We start from the raw sequence: 16,990 nt of genomic DNA on the forward strand, positions 1-16,990 counted from the left end.
CGGCCGGCGGCGCCCGCCGCGGCGCTCAGCACAGCGGCCTCTTAAAGAACAGATGGTCGAGCAGGATCAGCAGAGCGGCGATGCAGATGATGATGAAAAACGCGAAGGCGTAGTGCAAGGACCGATGGAAGTGCGCGCGATAGGCGCGGGAATATTCGTCGGCAGTCACACGGCGGAGCGTGAACCAGCCGCGCCATTCCGGTGCATGGCTCGCCATCAAGACCCGCTCGCGAAACGCCAGCGCCCAGTATACGACGCCAGCCCCCATGTCGACGATCGTCAACAATCGCAGGAGATCCTCAGCCATTCGAGCTAGCATGGAGAGACCTCGCTCACTGCTCCTGCTGCGGATCGAGCGCGTCGCGCAGGCCGTCGCCGAGGAGGTTGAGCGACAGCACGACGAGGAAGATCGCAAGCCCCGGCCAGATCGCCATCCATGGCGCGTTGGTGAGGAAGCGCTGGGCGGCGTTGAGCATGCTGCCCCAGGACGGCGCCGGCGGCTGCTGGCCCAACCCCAGGAACGAGAGCGCGGCCTCGGCGATGATGGCGGCGGCGACCGACAAGGTCGCCTGCACCAGCAGCGCCGGCATGATGTTCGGCAGGATGTGCCTGACCGCGATCTGCAGGTCGGTGTCGCCGACGCTGCGCGCGGCTTCGACATATTCCTCGACCTTGACGCTCATCACCTCGCCGCGGGTCAGCCGGACGAAGATCGGTGTTGCCGAGATGCCGATCGCGATCATGGCATTGCCGAGGCTCGGCCCCAGGAACGCCGCCAGTGCGATCGCCAGGATCAGGAACGGGCAGGCCAGCATCGCGTCGGTGACGCGGCTGATCAGGGCATCGATGAAGCCGCCGCGGTAGCCTGCGAGCATGCCGATGGGGACGCCGATCGCCAGCGCAATGGCGACGGAGATCGCACCGGCCAGCAGCGAGGCCCGCGCGCCGTAGATGACGCGGGCCAATACGTCGCGGCCGAGATCGTCGGTGCCGAACCAATGCGCCGCCGACGGCGCCTTGCGCACCAGCGCCCAGCTCGTCTTGATGGGATCGGCGGGCGCCACCAGCGGCGCAAGCACGGCGAGCAGGACGAAGACCGTGATCAGGCCGAGCCCGACCATGGCACCCTTGCGCTTGACGAGGCGGCGCAGGGTGCGCTGCATCGGCCGTTCGAGCGGGGCGAGGGCGCGGGCTCCGTGCGGAGCTGACAGGATCGTCTCGGCCATGTCAGCTCCTCAGCCGCGGGTTGACGAGGACATAGGCGAGATCGGCGACCAGGTTCAGCATGATGTAGACGGTGGCGGTGACCAGCACGACACCCTGCACCACCGCGTAGTCGCGATTGAACACGGCATCGACGATCAGCTTGCCGAAGCCGGGGATCGAGAAGATCTGCTCGGTCAGCACCGCGCCGGACAACAGCGTGCCGAGCTCGAGCGCGCCCAGCGTGATGACCGGCGTCAAGGCGTTGCGCAGCGCATGGCCGAGGATGACCTGGCGTTCGGAGATGCCCTTGGCGCGCGCGGTGCGGATGTAGTCGCTGCTCAGAACCTGCAGCATCGCGCTGCGGGTGTGGCGCATCAGGATCGCGGCGATGGCATTGCCGAGCACGAAGGCCGGCATGATGGTGGCGGCGAGGCTGGCCCGCCAGTCCTCGGCGGGCGAGACGTAACCGGAGGCGGGGAGCCAGCCGAGCTGGATCGAGAACAGGAAGATCAGCATGATGCCGAGCCAGAAATTCGGCGTCGAGATGCCCCACAGCGCAAACAGGTTTGCGGCATAGTCCCAGGCCGTCCCGCGCTTCACGGCGGAAATGATGCCGGCGGGAATGCCGATCAGGAACGCGATCACGATCGCCATCGACGCGAGCTGCAGGGTCACCGGCAGCTTCTGCAGGATGAGATCGCGCACCGGCATCTTGATGCGCAGCGACTCGCCGAAATCGCCCGAGAGCACGCCCTTGATCCAGTAGCCGTACTGAACCGGAAGCGGCTGGTCGAGGCGATACTGCTTGCGGATCTGCTCGATCACCGCGGGATCGCGCTCCTCGCCGGCCATCACCAGCGCGGGGTCGCCGGGCAGGAGTTGCTGCAGCGAGAAGATGAGGATGGAGACGAAGATCAGCGTCGGGATGATCTGGCCGAGGCGGCGCGCGAGGAAGGTCAGCATGATCAGCTCTTCCTGCGGCGCTGAAGATGTCGGCCGTCGGATGCAGGTCGCGCCTCCTGCGTTCCCTCCCCCCTTGTGGGGGAGGGACAGGGAGGGGGGTACCCCACGGGAGGTCGGAGTTCGTGGCACCCCCCACCCCGGCCCTCCCCCACAAGGGGGGAGGGAGCGGAGTGAGTTCGGTGTGCCGGCAACGGCCTCGTGCAGCGATGATACGTTCGATCAAATGCCGGTCGCGCTCCTAGCGTTCCCTCCCCCACAAGGGGGGAGGGAGCAGAGGGAGTTCGCCGCGTCGGCTGCGCGTCCCGGCGAACAGAGGCCACCCGACCGCTCATTTCAGCTTCAGCCCGACCACGCGCACCAGGCCGTCCGGCATCTGCTTGTAGCCTTCGAGCTTCTTTGTGTGGGCGATCAGGATACGGCGGTGATAGAGGTAGAGGATCGGCTCATCCTCGATCTCGAGCTTCGTCAGTTTCTCGTAGAGCGCCTTGCGCTGGGCCATGTCGGTCACGAGCCGCGCGTCGCTGAGCGCCTTGTCGGCCTCGGCGTTGGCCCAGACGCTGTAGTTCTGCGGCGCGTTGCGGTGCAGGAACACGTAGCTGTTGCCGTCGGGATCGATGCGGCCGCTCCATGACAGCATGAAGGCCTGATAGTCGCCGGCCTCGGCCTGCTTCAGCGAGGTCGCCAACTCGGTGACCCGGATCTTCAGGTCAAAGCCGGCCTCGGCAGCCATCGACTGCACGACCTGGGCGGCGGCCTCGGTCTCGGCGCCCTTCGGCACCATGAAGTCGACCGCGACCGGCGGCGTGACGCCGGCCTCCTTCAGCAGCGCCTTGGCCTTCTCGACATCGCGAGCACGGACCGGGAAGGCCTTCTGATAGTAGGGATGCGAGGGATTGACCCACTGGTTACCCGGCATGAACTCGCCGTTGAAGACGACTTGGTTGAGCGCCTCGCGATCGATCGAGAGGTCGAGCGCCTGCCGCACCTTGGCGGACTGGCTGAGCGGACCCTTGGCCTTGTCCTTGCCGATGTTGAGCGTGATGCCCTGATAGCCGAGCTCGATCGCCGTCGAGAGCGCGAGCCTGGAATCGGCGCGCACGTCCTTGATGTCGGTGGCGAGCACGCGCTCGATCAGGTCGAGCGCGCCGGATTTCAGGTTCGCCAGCCGCACGGTGGCGTCGACGATCGGCTGGTAGACGATCCTGTCGATGAACACGTTGTCCTTGTTCCAGTAGTCGGCGAACTTCTCGAATACGATCTTGTCCTGCTGGACACGTTCGACGAACTTGTACGGACCGGCGCACACCGGATGCAGGCCGAACTTGTCGCCGGCCTCTTTCGCGGCCTTCGGCGACACCATCATGCCGGCGCGGTCGGTGAGCTGGGCGATCAGCGGCGAGAACGGCGCCTTCAGGACGAGCTTGATCGTCAGGGGATCGACGACGTCGACATGATCGAGCGACGCCAGCTCGGGCTTGCGGAACGAGCCGGGGAAGGTGAGGTGGCGGTCGAGCGAGAATTTCGCGGCCTCAGCGTCGAACGGCTCGCCGTCGTGAAATTTCACGCCGGGCCGCAGCTTGATGATGACCTCCTTGCCGTCGGCCGAGCTCTCCTGCGACAGTGCGAGCTGCGGCACGATGTTCAGCTTCTCGTCGATGTCGAACAGCTTGTCGCAGGTCGCGGCGAACACGATGCGGCCGACATAGGTGCGGGCCATGGTCGGATCGAGAACGTCGGGGTCCTCGGCAAGGCCGATGCGCAAGGTGGTCTGCGCCTGCGCGACCGGCCCCCAAGAGGCCACGACAACGGCCGCGACCGCGGCCAAGCACCAGTTCCTCATCATCCGATGTCCCTCACGCGAATGCAGCCTGCGTTGTTGCACTATCAATACCAACCCCGATCACGTGCCATGCTTCCGGCTTGGTCATGTCTGGTTCGCGAGCGCGGCGGCGATGCCGGCATCAATCGTGGCGCGATCCGTGATCCCTGCAGGATTGTCGCGCGTCGGCATGAACTGCCGGAATACGGCCCAATGCTTGCGGCTGACGCTCTCCAGTCGTTCGAGCTCTGCCAGCGGATCGGGGTGATCGTCGACGCGCAGATCGAGCTCGGACCATTCCTCCTTGCCGTGGACGAGGAGGGCAGCGGACTGTTTGCCGCGCTTGTCGCCGCCGGCGGCCTCGCCGGCCTTCATGGCGGCGATCAGGCGTAGGGCGAGGGGCAGAGCGCTGTTGGCGAGAAAGGCGTTCGCGGTCTCGTTCAGCACTTGTGGGCCGGCCAGCATGTTGCCGGCAATTGAAAAGCCCCGGCCTTCGAGATGGCCGCACCAATCGATGCAGTCGCGGCCGGTGTGGGCGGCAATCTGGCCGTTGCGATCGAGGATGTGGAGCTGGCGGCTCTCGCGGCCGGGATCGGCAGATGTCAGCAGTTGCACGATCTCGCGCGGATGCCGGCCGTCGCGCAGCAGCGTGACGCCGTCGATGCCGTAATAGGGATTGACCAGCGCCTGGGTGGCGATGCCGCCGTGGCCGGCGACGATGAAGGGCACGCGCGCGCCGACGGCGAAGAAGCGGGTGGCGACGGCGATGCCGATCTGGCCGGTGAGATCGTCCTTGGCAATGATCGACCAGGTCATCGTCGCGTCGCTCTCTTATCGTCCGGCCGCGTAACCCTGCATGCCCCGCGGATTGGCAGCGGCGCGGCGGCGGCGGCCCACGCGGGAGGCCGCGGTGAGGCGGCCCTCCGACCAGTCGGGGCCGACTTCGACCACATGGCCGCGGCGGCGCAGCTCCTCGACGGTCGCCTTGGGCACGCGGCCCTCGACCACGAGCACGCCGGGGCGCGCGGTGCGCGGCCAGAACGAGATCGGGAAATGCTCGGAGTGCCACGCCGGCGCGTCGATCGACTCTTGCAGGTTCATGCCGGCATGGACGTGGCGCAGGAAGAACTGCGTGTTCCACTGGTCCTGCTGGTCGCCGCCGGGCGAGCCCCAGGCGACGTAGGGCTCGCCGTCGCGCAGCGCCATGGTCGGCGACAGCGTGGTGCGCGGCCGCTTGCCCGGCACCAGCGCGGCTGGATGATCCTCCTCCAGCCAGAACATCTGCGCGCGAGTCCCCAGGCAGAAGCCGAGCTCGGGGATGACCGGCGATGATTGCAGCCAGCCGCCGGACGGCGTGGCCGAGATCATGTTGCCTTGGGAATCGATGATGTCGAAATGCACGGTGTCGCCGCGCACCTCGCCGAAGCGGCCGACGGTCGGCTCGCCCGAGCCCATTGCGCCGACGGCCTCGCGGTGGCCTTGGGCCTCGCGCAGCTTCACCTTGGCGCCGTAGCCGTCGAGCGTGCCGGGACGCAGCTCGAGCGAGGCCTTGTCGGTGATCAGCTTGCGCCGCTCGTCGTTGTAGGCATCGGACAGCAGCGTGCCGATCGGGATGTCGGCAAACTTCGGATCGCCGTAGAATGCCTCGCGGTCAGCGAACGCAAGCTTCGCCGCTTCGATCTGCCAATGGATGAAGTCGGGTCCGGTCGGATCGAGGCCGTCGAGCGCAAAGCCCTTGAGCAGTGCGAGCTGCTGCAGCAGCACCGGGCCCTGGCTCCAGACGCCGGCCTTGCACACGGTGTAGCGGCCGTAGTCGTAGGTCGGCGGCACCTCGATGGTCGGCTGCCAGCGCGCCATGTCGTCGGCCGTGAGCACGCCCTTATGGCGCGAACCCGAGACGTCCATCACTTCCTGCGTCCGGCAGAAGCGGTCGATCGCCTCGGCGACGAAGCCCTGCGACCAGGCCTTGCGCGCGCGCTCGATCTGCGCGTCGCGATCAGCACCCGCGCTTTCGCCTTCACTCAGGATGCGCGCGTAGGTTTCCGCGAGCTGTGGATTGGTGAACAGCGTGCCCGGCCTCGGCACCTCGCCATTGGGCAGATAGAGCGCGGCCGAGGTCGGCCAATGCGTCTTGAACAGCTGCTCGACGGTCTGGATCGTCGCGGAGACGCGCTCGACCAGCGGATAGCCGTCGCGCGCGTAGGATATCGCCGGTTCCAGCACGTCGCGCAGCCGCATCGTGCCATAGTCGCGCAGCAGCAGCATCCAGGACTCGAAGGTGCCGGGCACGCAGGCCGCGAGCAGGCCGGTGCCGGGCACCATGTCGAGGCCCTCGCGCTTGTAGTGCGCAATGGTGGCGCCTGATGGCGCCGGGCCCTGGCCGCAGATGACCTCGGTGCGTCCGCGTCTGACGTCGTGCAGGATGATCGGCACGTCGCCGCCGGGACCGTTCAGATGCGGCTCCACCACCTGCAGGGTGAAGGCCGCCGCGACGCCGGCATCGAAGGCGTTGCCGCCGCGCTCCAGCATCGCCATGCCGACGGCGGTGGCCAGCCAGTGCGTCGAGGTGACGACGCCGAAGGTGCCGTCGATCTCGGGGCGGGTCGTGAAGGGATCGGGGTTGATGAAGCTCATTGCTGGCTTTGCCTATCCTATCGAGTCGCCGTCATTGCGAGCGAAAGCGAAGCAATCCAGGACCGTGGATGACGCCCTGGATTGCTTCGTCGCTTCGCTCCCCGCAATGACGACCCATTCAAATTTCGCCTCATCGCTCATCACAACTCAGGCCGGCACAGCGGCTGCAGCCGGCTGGTTCACCGCATGGCAGGCAACGCCGCCGATCAGCTCGGGCGCCTGCTGCCGGCACAGATCGAATGCAAGGGGACAGCGTGGGTTGAAGGTGCAGCCCGGAGGCGGGTTGATCGGGTTCGGGATCTCGCCCTTGACCGGAATGCGCTGGCGGCCGGACATCGACAGGTCCGGCACTGCGCCGAGCAGCATCTTGGTGTAGGGCATGCGCGGATCGCTGAACAGCGTGCGGCCGTCCGCGATCTCGACGATGCGGCCGAGATACATCACGCCGATGCGGCTCGCCATGTGGCGCACGACCGCGAGATTGTGGCTGATGAACAGATAGGTCAGGCCGAACTTGTCCTGCAGGTCGCGCATCAGATTGAGGATCTGCGCCTGCACGGAGACGTCGAGCGCCGAGGTCGGCTCGTCGCAGACGATGAACTCGGCCTCCGAGGCGAGCGCGCGCGCGATGGCGATGCGCTGGCGCTGGCCGCCGGAGAATTCGTGCGGAAACTTCTGGCCGTCGTCGGGATGCAGGCCGACCAGGGTCAGCAGCTCGCCGACGCGGTCCTTGATCTGGCGCTCACCCTCGATGATGTCAAAGGCGCGGATCGGCTCGGCGATGATGCTATCGACGCGGAAGCGCGGATTGAGGCTCGCGTAAGGATCCTGAAACACCATCTGGATGCGGCGGCGCAGCGTGCGCCGCACCTGGGCCTGGCGCGCATCGCTCATCGACACGTCGTCGATGATCACCTCGCCCGACGTCGGCGCCAGCAGCCCGACCACCATGCGCGCGACCGTGGTCTTGCCCGAGCCGGATTCACCGACCAGCGCGAAGGTCTCGCCCTTCCTGATGCCGAAGCTGACGCCGTCGACCGCCTTCAGGAACTCCTGCGGCTGACGCTCGATCACGCGGTTGAGCCAGGGTTTCGAGACGTCGAACACCCGGCGCAGGTTCTTGACCTCGACGAAATCGGTCATGCCGCGGTCTCCGTCGCGCGATTATAGAGGTGACAGGCGACGGCCTGCGTGCCCTGGCGCAGCGGCTCCGGCCGGTCGACGCGGCAGCGGTCGAAGGCGAAGCTGCAGCGCGGATTGAACGAGCAGCCGGGCGGGATCGCGGACAGTCGCGGCATCGAGCCTGGGATCTGCACCAGCCGCTTCTCCTCGCCCGCGAGTGTCGGGATCGCACCCATCAGGCCCTTGGCATAGGGGTGCAGCGGGTTCTGGATCACCTCCTGCACCGGGCCGATCTCGGCCACGCGGCCGGCATACATCACCGCGACGCGGTCGCAGGTCTCGGCGATCACGCCCATGTCGTGGGTCACCAGCATCACGGCGGTGCCGTGGTCGCGGCCGAGCCGCTTGATCAGCGAGATGATCTGCGCCTGCACGGAAACGTCGAGCGCGGTGGTCGGCTCGTCGGCGATGATCAGCTCCGGCTCGGCGCACAGCGCCAGCGCGATCACGACGCGCTGGCGCATGCCGCCGGAGAATTCGTGCGGATAGCCGTCGATGCGCTTCTCGGGCGCCGATATGCCGACCTCGGCGAGCAGGTCGATGGCGCGCTTGCGCGCCTGCTGCTCGGTGAGGTTGGTGTGGGTCCTGATGGTCTCGATGATCTGGTCGCCGACGCGATACAGCGGATTGAGCGAGGTCAGCGGATCCTGGAAGATCATGCCGATGCGCTTGCCGCGCACCTTGCGCATCTCCTCCGGCGGCAGGTTGTCGATCCGCAGGCCGGAGAGCTGGATCTCGCCGCCGGAGATGCGGCCCGGGGGATCGATCAGGCCGATCACGGCGAGGCCGGTGACGGATTTGCCGGCACCGGATTCGCCGACGACGCCGAGCACCTCGCCCTTGGCGATGTCGTAGGAGACGCCGTCGATCGCGCGCAGGGTGCCGCGCCGGGTCGCGAACTCGACCTGCAGGTTGCGCACGGACAGAACGGGGGCGGTCATGAGCTCAAGCCTTGGAAGGACGCATTCACGCGGGTCACCGCAGTTTCGGGTTGAGGGCGTCGCGCAGCCAGTCGCCGAGCAGGTTGATGGCGAGGATCAGTCCGGCCAAAGCGATGCCGGGGAAGGCGACGATCCACCATTCGCCGGCGAACAGATAGTTGTTGCCGATCCGGATCAGGGTCCCGAGCGAGGGCATCGTTTCGGGCATGCCCGAGCCGAGGAACGACAAGGTCGCCTCGGTGATGATCGCCAGCGCCAGGTTGATGGTGGCGATCACCAGCACGGGACCGGTGGTGTTGGGCAGCACGTGGCGCAGCATGATGACCGGCGCGGGCAGGCCGATCAGCTGAGCTGCGGCGACGTAGTCCTTGTTCTTCTCGACCAGCACTGAGCTCCGCACCGTGCGCGCATATTGCACCCAGAAGGAGAGGCCGATCGCCAGCACGAGCACGACCAGCATGCTGAGCCAGTCCAGCCGGTTGCCGGACACCGACTTGGCGATGCCGTTGACCAGCAAAGCGATCAGGATCGGCGGAAAGGTGAGCTGGACGTCGGCGATGCGCATGATCACGGTGTCGACCCGGCCGCCGAAATAGCCCGCGATCAGGCCGAGGCCGATGCCGAGCGCGCCGGAAAAGGCGACGCCGAGAACGCCGACCAGGAGCGAAATCCGCAGGCCGTAGAGGATGGCCGAGAGCACGTCGCGACCCTGCTCGTCGGTGCCGAGCAAAAACGGGCTCTGTCCGTCGGCGGTCCATAGCGGCGAAATCCGCGAGTTCAACAGCTGCAATTGGGCCGGGTCGAACGGGTTCTGCGGCGACAGCAGCGGCGCGAAGATCGCCAGCAGGAAGAACAACAGCGTGATCACGGCCGCGGCGACCGTCAGCTTGGAGCGGCGGAAGGAATAGAACAGGTCGCTCGCAAGCGCACGCTTCAGCCATCCGTCGGCGCGCGGCGTCTCGACGGGCGTGGGGTGGGGAAGGGCTGCGTCGCTCATGATCAGGCCGGCCGGCTGATGGTCGCGCGCAGGCGCGGATCGACCACGGTGTAGAGGATATCAACCACGAGATTGATGGTGACGAAGATCAGCGACACCATCATCAGGTAGGCCGCCATGATCGGAATGTCGACGTTCTGCACCGCCTGCACGAACAACAGGCCCATTCCCGGCCATTGGAACACCTGCTCGGTGATGATCGAGAACGCGATCACCGAGCCGAACTGCAGGCCGACCACGGTGATCACCGGCACCAGCGTGTTGCGCAGCGCATGGCCGAAATGAATCGCGCGCGTGGTCAGCCCGCGGGCGCGGGCGAAGCGGATGTAGTCGGTGCGCAGCACCTCGAGCATCTCGGCGCGGACCAGCCGCATGATCAAGGTCATCTGGAACAGGCCGAGCGTGATCGAGGGCATGATCAGCGCCTTCCAGCCTGAGACGGTGAACAGGCCTGATGTCCACCAGCCGAGCCTGACGGTGTCGCCGCGGCCGAACGACGGCAGCCAGCCCAGCGTGACCGAGAACAGATAGATCAGGAGGATGCCGATCAGGAAGGTCGGCAAGGAGATGCCGATCAGCGATACCATCTGGAACAGCTTGGCGAGCAGGGAGTCGCGGTGCAGCGCCGAGAACACGCCCATCAGGATGCCGAAGAACAGCGCCAGGATCGTCGCGCAGATCGCGAGCTCCAGCGTCGCCGGCATGCGCTCCTTGAGCAGATCGGAGACCGGCTGCCGGAACTGATAGGAGACGCCGAACTTGAACTGCGCCGCGTCGAACAGATAACGGCCGAACTGGACGATGAAGGGATCGTCGAGGCCGAGCGACTGGCGGATGCTGGCCCGTTCCGCGGCCGACGCGTCGATCGGCACGATCTGGCTCACCGGATCTCCGGCGAAGCGGAACATGGCGAACGCGATGATTCCGACGGCGATCATGACGCCGATGGCCTGAATTGCTCGGCGAAGCGCGAAGGCGAGCATCTGATCCTTTCAGATCCTTCGAGATGCGGCGGCGCGTAGCACTTGCCGCAGGAAATGAAAAGTCCCGAAAAGCAGTTCTGCTTTCCGGGACTAGTCGTTGCGTGTGGACTACTCGGTCTTGGTGGCGAGGAACAGCAGCACGGCGTTGTCGGCGCGCAGCGGGATCTTCACCTTCTTCGAGACGCCCCAGGCCACCGCCTGCTGATGCAGCGGGATGTAGCCGTAATCCTTGATGCCGATCTCGAAGGCCTGCTTGATCAACTGATCGCGCTTGGCGGTATCGGTCTCGACCAGGACCTTGTCGGTCAGAGCGTCGAACTCCTTGTTGCAGTAATTGCCGAGATTGGCTTCGCCGCGGGTGGCGTCCTTGGCGTCGTCACGGCAGCCCATGATGTCGTGCATCACGTTGTGGGCGTCCATCGACGACGGCGTCCAGCCGAGCAGGAAGAACGACGTGTTGTAGCCGCCGGGCTTCAGCACCTTGGCGAAGTACTGCGCCTTGGGCTGCGCATTCAGGTTCACCTTGACCCCGATGCGCGCGAGCATGCCGACGACGGCCTGGCAGATCGCGGCGTCGTTGACGTAGCGGTCGTTGGGGCAGTCCATGCCGACCTCGAAGCCGTCGGGATAGCCGGCCTCCGTCAGCAGCTTCTTGGCCGCGTCGGGATCGTATTTCGGCCGCGTGAACTCCTTCGACAGCGCATAGAGCTGCGGCGCGATCATCAGCGCCGACGGCGTCGACAGGCCGCGCATGACGCGGGTCTTGATCAGCTCGATGTCGATGGCCTTGTAGAAGGCCTCGCGGACGCGGATGTCCTTGAACGGGTTCTTGCCCTTGACGTTGGAGTAGAGCAGCTCGTCACGGGTCTCGTCCATGCCGAGAAAGATCGTGCGCAGCTCGGGCCCCTTCAGGACCTGGGCGTTCGGGCTCGAATCGACGCGGCCGATGTCCTGCACCGGAACCGGCTCGATGATGTCGACCTCGCCGGACAGCAGCGCGGCGACGCGCGTGGCGTCGGAGGCGATGGTGGTGAACACGATCTCCTTCAGATTGTGCTCGGGCTTGCCCCACCAGTTCGGATTGACCTTGAACACGGTCTTCACACCGGGCTGATGGCTCTCGATGATGAAGGGGCCGGTGCCGTTCTCATGCAGCGCGGCGTAGCTCGGCGTGGTTGCCGACACCGGCGTCGGCGCGACCGAGTTGTTGTCCTCGCACCACTTCTTGCTCATGATGTACCACGTATCCCATTGCGAGATCAGGATGGGATTGGGGGCATCGAGCTTCACGTCGACGGTGTAGTCGTCGACCTTGATGAATTTTGCGTCCGGCGGAACGTTGGAGAGGAAGTTGGAGCCGGTGGCGCGGACGCGATCGGCGGAGAAGATCACGTCGTCGGCGGTGAAGGGTTCGCCATTGTGGAACTTGACGCCCTTGCGCAGATGGAAGCGCCAGCGGGTCGGCTCGGGCGTTTCCCAGCTCTCGGCCAGCGCGGGGACGATCTTCAGGTCCTTGTCGCGCGCGGTCAGTCCCTCATAGACGTGGGCATGGTGCGCAATCGTGGTCGATTCCTTGAAGGTATAGGGATCGAGCGACTTCAGGGTGCCCTGGTTGGCGTAGCGCAGGGTCTGGGCCGAGGCCGGCATGACGGCGAGGCCGAATGCGACCGCTGCCGCGATGAGCAGGGATTTGCGTCCCGACATATGTTCAAATTCTCCGCGTTTGACGCTTGTTTTCTCGGCAGGCGCGATTGTGTCCGGCCTGCCTTGCTTCGAAGTTCGTGATTTCTGCAGCGCCTCTTGCACGAACTTCAAGAAGCAACAAGACGCCGGGCGATATGCTTGCAAGTCTGATGCCGCGCCGGAATGAACTGATCCCGTTGGCTCTGGCCTGGCGGTGCGCCGTACGACCCGCGGCAGATCGATCCGAATATGTTGCCAGAGTTCAGCGGCGGCACACAAGTGCAGTTTGTTTAAGCCTAAACGATATGGTTATCCCCCGCCGCCGCTGTGCGGCGCACGCGAGAGGCGGCGTCCGGGATGGGGCGGAAGGCTCCGGATTGACCATGTCCCGGGAATTGCGCACCTGCAGCAACGCGCCGCTTGCTAGAGGGGGGGCGGCGCGGTGATACTGACACCCCCTGCCGCGAGTCCGGGATGGGCGTTCCTGGTGAAGGGAGCCCGGCCCGGGGCTCGCGTCGGGATGGTTCGAACAGCGGAGCGGACATGAAAGTCAATATCGAGATCGATTGCACACCGCTCGAAGCGCGGCAGTTTTTCGGACTTCCCGATGTCGGTCCGATGCAGGCCGCGGTCATGGACCGGCTGCAGAACCAGATGACGAGCAACATCGACAAGCTGACGCCCGAAGCCATCATGCAGAGCTGGTTCACCTTCGATCCCCGCCTGGCCGAACGGTTTCAGGACCTGATGCTGACCATGACGGGCCTCGGCGGCAGCCGCTCGAACGACAAGAAGTCGGCCTGACGCGGCCGGCGGCTGCGCGGGTTTCGCTTGTGCGGAACTCCGAAGAGAAGCGGCGTGACGTCACGGCATGGAGCGGGCTCCACGCCGACGCCGAAGACCGGTCGAAAAATGCCGGCTGAACAGCTTCAGGGGAGGATGCATGACCGATCCGTCTTGGATGCCGGCGCTGCAGTTCGCGACGACCAACGGCATCCGCATGGGCTATTACGAGGCGGGCCCCGTCAGCGACCGGCCACCGATGATCCTCTGTCACGGCTGGCCGGAACTGGCCTTTTCCTGGCGGCATCAGATCAAGGCGCTGGCCGAGGCCGGCATCCGCGTCATCGCACCCGATCAGCGCGGCTATGGCGCGACAGACCGGCCGGAGCCGGTCGAGGCCTATGATCTCGAGCATCTCACCGCCGACCTCGTCGGTCTGCTCGATCACCTGAAGATCGACAAGGCGATCTTCGTCGGTCACGACTGGGGCGGCTTCGTCGTCTGGCAGATGCCGCTGCGCTATCCGCAGCGTGTCGCCGGCGTCGTCGGCATCAACACGCCGCATCTGCCACGCGCGCCCGCTGATCCCATTGCCATCATGCGTAAGCGGTTCGGCGACATGATGTACATCGTGCAGTTCCAGGATCCCGCACGCGAGCCGGATCGCATCTTCGGCAGCCGCGTCGCGGAGACCTTCGATGCCTTCATGCGCAAGCCGCTGCCGCGCAGCGATGCGCCGCCGACGGAGCCGCCGGCCGGCTGGATCGCAGCCTCGCCATCGCTCAACCTGGCGTTCCCACAGATGATCGCGGCCTATGACGCCGCCAAGGACATGCGGCAGCCGATCCTGTCGGAGGCGGAGAAGCAGGTGTTCGTCGACACCTTCACACGCACCGGCTTCACCGGCGGCATCAACTGGTATCGCAACATGACACGGAACTGGCAGCGCTCGGAAGGGCTCGATCATACGGTGCGGGTGCCGGCACTGATGATCATGGCGGAGAACGACGCCGTGCTGCCGCCCTCGGCCGCTGACGGCATGGAGAAGCTGGTGCCGGACCTGGAGAAACATCTCGTCCGCGACAGCGGCCATTGGACGCAGCAGGAGCAGCCCGCGGAGGTCAGCGCCAAGCTGATCGAATGGCGGCGGCGACGGTTCGGTTGAAGAACGGCCGAGGCAGATTGCACGTCCGAGTGAGAGGCTGCGGCCGAGCCAAACAACAAACAACAACAGGTGTCGTCAAGCCTGCCGACGCAGCGCGTCGGCTCTCCTAAGCCGCCTGCGCATTCGCGCCGTGCGCGTGCTCGGCGATCGCGTCGATGATCTGCGGCCACATCGGCCGCGGAGTGGCGTGGCCCATGCCGTCGATCATCAGGAGCTTGGCATTTGGAATCGACTCCGCGGTGTCCTTGCCGGCGGTGGGATGGACCAGCGGGTCGACCTTGCCGTGGATCACGAGTGTCGGCGCCGTCACCAGATGCAGCCGCGGCTTGCGGCTGCCGGAGGCCAGGATCGCGCGCAACTGACGTCCGACGCCGGCGGGATTGATGCCGCGCGCGAAGCAGCGTTCGGCGAGCGCCACGTCACTTGCCTCGTCCTCGGGAAATGAGCCGACGCGCAGCGCCTTCCAGGTCTTCTGGAAGCGCTTGATGTACTCGTCCTTGGTCTTCGGCGGCGGCGCCATCAGCAGCATCGCGACCTCGCGCGTCGGCGGCGGGATGCGCGGATTGCCGGTCGTCGACATGATCGACGTCAGCGAGCGCACGCGATGCGGAAAGGAGATCGCGATCTCCTGCGCGATCATGCCGCCCATCGAGGCGCCGACCAGATGCACCGACTTGATGTCGAGCGCGTCCATCAGGCCGACCGTGTCCTTGGCCATGTCGAGCAGCTTGTAGGGTGCGGAGACGGGAATGTTGAAGAAGCGCAGCTTGATCAGCTCGAACGGCGTCAACCGGCGACCGCCATGCAGCTTGCTCGACTGGCCGATGTCGCGGTTGTCGAAGCGGATCACGCGGAAGCCGCGGCTTGCGAGCTGTTCGCAGAACTCATCATACCAGATGATCATCTGCCCGCCGAGGCCCATGATCAACACGAGGGGAGGGGCAGCCGGGTCGCCGAAGATCTCATAGCAGATGTCGATACCGTTGGCGCGCACAGTCTGCGGCAGCTGATGAGCAGTTGCAGTCACTTGATCCCTCGTTCAAAGCCTTGGAACCCTCTATGGCATGGGTCTGTTGCTTGAGAGAAGCAAACTACAAGTTCTCCCGCACCGCAACGAAGGCATGCTATGAGAGATTGTGTTTGAGTCTTGTGTTGGTCTGAAGGAGCGTGCCGATGGCGAACAAATCCGGCGACCCGATCGCATTCTGGCAGCAGATGGTCGGTGAGATGCAGAGGAGCTTCAGCGCCTTCACGCGGCTGCGCCCGATGGGCGTGACGCCCCGTCCATCCTCCAATGATCCCGCAACTGGTTCAGGAAACGGACAGAAGCCCATGGTCGATCTGATGGAAAACTACTTCGCCGGCATGAACGTGCCGAGCCGTGGTCAGCTCACCGCCTTGAATGAGCGGCTCGCCTCCATCGAGGGCGAGCTGGCGGAGACACGGGCGCTGTTGAAGGAGCTGCTGGCTTCCACACAGGTGCCTGCGAAGGCGCCCGCCGATCCCGCTCCGCAGTTGAACGAGATCAAGAGCATGCTCGATTCGCTTCTCTCCGCGTCCAAGGCGGCCGCGCCAGTCGTGGCGCCGCCGCGCGACGTCACGCCGGACTTGAAGGGGATCAAGGACTTGCTCAACGAGCTTCTTGCCGCAACCAAGGCTCCGCAACCGGCGGCAAAACCCGCCGTCGACGTCACGCCCCAGTTGAGCGAGATCAAAGCATTGCTCGACCAGGCGCTGAACGCTGCCAAAATACCCGATCCGTCACCGACTGTCGCGATCGAGGCAGAGTTGCGCGAGATCCGGGCCATGCTCGACACGATGAAGCCGTCGCAGCCGGTCGACGCCGCGCCCAAGGCTGATGATGCGGCTCCAAAGCCGGCCGAGCCGGCCCGGTCGGGGAAGAACCGCAACAAGAAGCACGGCGGCGCCCCTGCCGAGCACTGAGGGTCGCCCGAACGCCCCGACTTGCGCGGGGCGCTCTGAGGTGGCGAGTCCTTACCTCTTATCCCAAGATGGTGCATTGCAACATTTATGTTGCGACGCACCATTCGGAATGATATAGCTGAGCCACTCCGGTTTCATAAGGGACGGAGTGAGCCCATAGCTCAGAACCATTGAGGATGGAGACAGCCATGACCACCGAGACCAATACCGTGTTCGACACCGTCAAGGATGCCTTTGCACCGGTGACCGACGCGTTCAAGAACCTGCAGACGATGGAAGTGCCGGAGTCCGCGCGGGAGTTCGTCAAGAAGACCGCGTCGACCGCCAAGGAGCGCGCTGCGGAGGCCCTCGCTGGCTCCGAGAAGGTGACGTCGGCGATCGAGACCGCTGTGTTCGACGGCGTGACCGAGGCCGGCAAGATCAGCCGCAACATTCAGCAGGCGCTGTATCAGGACACCGAGGCCTTCTTCGACGGCATCGACCGGCTGGCGTCCGCCAAGTCGATCAGCGAGGCCGTTCAGATCCAGGGTGAGCTGGCCCGTGCCCGTGGCGAGGCGCTCGTCGCGCGCGCCAAGTCGACCAGCGAGTATGTCGGCAAGCTCGTCACCGAGGGTGCCAAGCTCGCCCAGGAGAACATGGCCAAGGCCTACAACAAGACCGCCTGAGCGCGTCTCGCGCGTCAGACGATCA

Annotated in this window: 16 protein-coding genes; 4 read left to right on the top strand and 12 right to left on the bottom strand. The window is 65.6% G+C overall.

Annotation, left to right across the window (positions count from 1 at the left end):
- Positions 1–25: 25 nt before the first annotated feature.
- From QX039_RS09550 to QX039_RS09600, 11 genes are all read right to left on the bottom strand, one after another.
- Positions 26–307, bottom strand: coding sequence for a hypothetical protein (locus tag QX039_RS09550; protein WP_315737194.1), 282 nt, complete (start codon positions 305–307; stop codon positions 26–28).
- Between the two features lie 25 nt (positions 308–332).
- Positions 333–1,163: an ABC transporter permease gene (locus QX039_RS09555; protein WP_315737713.1), complete on the bottom strand. Its 831-nt coding sequence runs from the start codon at positions 1,161–1,163 to the stop codon at positions 333–335.
- A gap of 64 nt (positions 1,164–1,227) precedes the next feature.
- Positions 1,228–2,169 carry an ABC transporter permease gene (locus tag QX039_RS09560; protein WP_315737195.1) on the bottom strand — a complete coding sequence of 314 codons (942 nt, stop codon included), beginning with the start codon at positions 2,167–2,169 and terminating at the stop codon, positions 1,228–1,230.
- Between the two features lie 328 nt (positions 2,170–2,497).
- Complete coding sequence (locus tag QX039_RS09565) at positions 2,498–4,009, bottom strand: ABC transporter substrate-binding protein (RefSeq protein ID WP_315772564.1); 1,512 nt, start codon at positions 4,007–4,009, stop codon at positions 2,498–2,500.
- Between the two features lie 84 nt (positions 4,010–4,093).
- Positions 4,094–4,804 (bottom strand): DUF1028 domain-containing protein, encoded by a 711-nt coding sequence (locus QX039_RS09570; RefSeq protein ID WP_315737197.1) that lies wholly within the window; start codon positions 4,802–4,804, stop codon positions 4,094–4,096.
- A 15-nt stretch (positions 4,805–4,819) separates the two neighbouring features.
- A complete protein-coding gene (locus QX039_RS09575; RefSeq protein ID WP_315772457.1) occupies positions 4,820–6,622 on the bottom strand; it encodes a gamma-glutamyltransferase family protein in 1,803 nt (600 codons plus the stop codon).
- Positions 6,623–6,769: 147 nt separating this feature from the next.
- Positions 6,770–7,765: an oligopeptide/dipeptide ABC transporter ATP-binding protein gene (locus QX039_RS09580; RefSeq protein WP_315772458.1), complete on the bottom strand. Its 996-nt coding sequence runs from the start codon at positions 7,763–7,765 to the stop codon at positions 6,770–6,772.
- The gene (locus QX039_RS09585; RefSeq protein ID WP_315772460.1) at positions 7,762–8,745 is read right to left on the bottom strand and encodes an ABC transporter ATP-binding protein; all 984 of its coding nucleotides are present in this window, start codon (positions 8,743–8,745) and stop codon (positions 7,762–7,764) included. Before QX039_RS09585 ends, QX039_RS09580 begins: the two co-directional genes overlap by 4 nt.
- A gap of 34 nt (positions 8,746–8,779) precedes the next feature.
- Positions 8,780–9,742 (bottom strand): ABC transporter permease, encoded by a 963-nt coding sequence (locus QX039_RS09590; RefSeq protein WP_315772462.1) that lies wholly within the window; start codon positions 9,740–9,742, stop codon positions 8,780–8,782.
- A 2-nt stretch (positions 9,743–9,744) separates the two neighbouring features.
- A complete protein-coding gene (locus QX039_RS09595; RefSeq protein ID WP_315737202.1) occupies positions 9,745–10,725 on the bottom strand; it encodes an ABC transporter permease in 981 nt (326 codons plus the stop codon).
- A 108-nt stretch (positions 10,726–10,833) separates the two neighbouring features.
- A complete protein-coding gene (locus QX039_RS09600) occupies positions 10,834–12,429 on the bottom strand; it encodes an ABC transporter substrate-binding protein (protein ID WP_315737203.1) in 1,596 nt (531 codons plus the stop codon).
- Positions 12,430–12,951: 522 nt separating this feature from the next.
- Between QX039_RS09600 and QX039_RS09605 the strand changes: the two genes are divergently transcribed.
- Entirely contained in the window at positions 12,952–13,212 is a 261-nt protein-coding gene (locus QX039_RS09605; RefSeq protein ID WP_315715763.1) for a DUF6489 family protein, read from the top strand.
- Between the two features lie 139 nt (positions 13,213–13,351).
- A complete protein-coding gene (locus tag QX039_RS09610; protein WP_315772464.1) occupies positions 13,352–14,356 on the top strand; it encodes an alpha/beta hydrolase in 1,005 nt (334 codons plus the stop codon).
- Positions 14,357–14,462: 106 nt separating this feature from the next.
- Here the strand turns inward: QX039_RS09610 and QX039_RS09615 are convergent, their stop codons facing one another.
- Positions 14,463–15,383 (bottom strand): alpha/beta hydrolase, encoded by a 921-nt coding sequence (locus QX039_RS09615; protein WP_315772466.1) that lies wholly within the window; start codon positions 15,381–15,383, stop codon positions 14,463–14,465.
- 146 nt (positions 15,384–15,529) lie between these two features.
- Here QX039_RS09615 and QX039_RS09620 point away from each other — a divergent pair, with 146 nt between their 5' ends.
- Complete coding sequence (locus QX039_RS09620; protein ID WP_315772468.1) at positions 15,530–16,300, top strand: hypothetical protein; 771 nt, start codon at positions 15,530–15,532, stop codon at positions 16,298–16,300.
- A gap of 188 nt (positions 16,301–16,488) precedes the next feature.
- Positions 16,489–16,965: a phasin gene (locus tag QX039_RS09625; protein ID WP_315715766.1), complete on the top strand. Its 477-nt coding sequence runs from the start codon at positions 16,489–16,491 to the stop codon at positions 16,963–16,965.
- The last annotated feature ends 25 nt before the right edge of the window (positions 16,966–16,990 follow it).

The sequence above is a fragment of the Bradyrhizobium sp. SZCCHNR1043 genome, from assembly GCF_032489675.1.
In the GTDB taxonomy this organism is placed as follows: Bacteria; Pseudomonadota; Alphaproteobacteria; order Rhizobiales; family Xanthobacteraceae; genus Bradyrhizobium.

Excerpts from the sequence above, each read along its gene's own strand:
- QX039_RS09550 (WP_315737194.1), bottom strand. The coding sequence starts at position 307 with ATGGCTGAGGATCTCCTGCGATTGTTGACGATCGTCGACATGGGGGCT.
- QX039_RS09555 (WP_315737713.1), bottom strand. The coding sequence starts at position 1,163 with ATGCAGCGCACCCTGCGCCGCCTCGTCAAGCGCAAGGGTGCCATGGTC.
- QX039_RS09560 (WP_315737195.1), bottom strand. The coding sequence starts at position 2,169 with ATGCTGACCTTCCTCGCGCGCCGCCTCGGCCAGATCATCCCGACGCTG.
- QX039_RS09565 (WP_315772564.1), bottom strand. The coding sequence starts at position 4,009 with ATGAGGAACTGGTGCTTGGCCGCGGTCGCGGCCGTTGTCGTGGCCTCT.
- QX039_RS09570 (WP_315737197.1), bottom strand. The coding sequence starts at position 4,804 with ATGACCTGGTCGATCATTGCCAAGGACGATCTCACCGGCCAGATCGGC.
- QX039_RS09575 (WP_315772457.1), bottom strand. The coding sequence starts at position 6,622 with ATGAGCTTCATCAACCCCGATCCCTTCACGACCCGCCCCGAGATCGAC.
- QX039_RS09580 (WP_315772458.1), bottom strand. The coding sequence starts at position 7,765 with ATGACCGATTTCGTCGAGGTCAAGAACCTGCGCCGGGTGTTCGACGTC.
- QX039_RS09585 (WP_315772460.1), bottom strand. The coding sequence starts at position 8,745 with ATGACCGCCCCCGTTCTGTCCGTGCGCAACCTGCAGGTCGAGTTCGCG.
- QX039_RS09590 (WP_315772462.1), bottom strand. The coding sequence starts at position 9,742 with ATGAGCGACGCAGCCCTTCCCCACCCCACGCCCGTCGAGACGCCGCGC.
- QX039_RS09595 (WP_315737202.1), bottom strand. The coding sequence starts at position 10,725 with ATGCTCGCCTTCGCGCTTCGCCGAGCAATTCAGGCCATCGGCGTCATG.
- QX039_RS09600 (WP_315737203.1), bottom strand. The coding sequence starts at position 12,429 with ATGTCGGGACGCAAATCCCTGCTCATCGCGGCAGCGGTCGCATTCGGC.
- QX039_RS09605 (WP_315715763.1), top strand. The coding sequence starts at position 12,952 with ATGAAAGTCAATATCGAGATCGATTGCACACCGCTCGAAGCGCGGCAG.
- QX039_RS09610 (WP_315772464.1), top strand. The coding sequence starts at position 13,352 with ATGACCGATCCGTCTTGGATGCCGGCGCTGCAGTTCGCGACGACCAAC.
- QX039_RS09620 (WP_315772468.1), top strand. The coding sequence starts at position 15,530 with ATGGCGAACAAATCCGGCGACCCGATCGCATTCTGGCAGCAGATGGTC.
- QX039_RS09625 (WP_315715766.1), top strand. The coding sequence starts at position 16,489 with ATGACCACCGAGACCAATACCGTGTTCGACACCGTCAAGGATGCCTTT.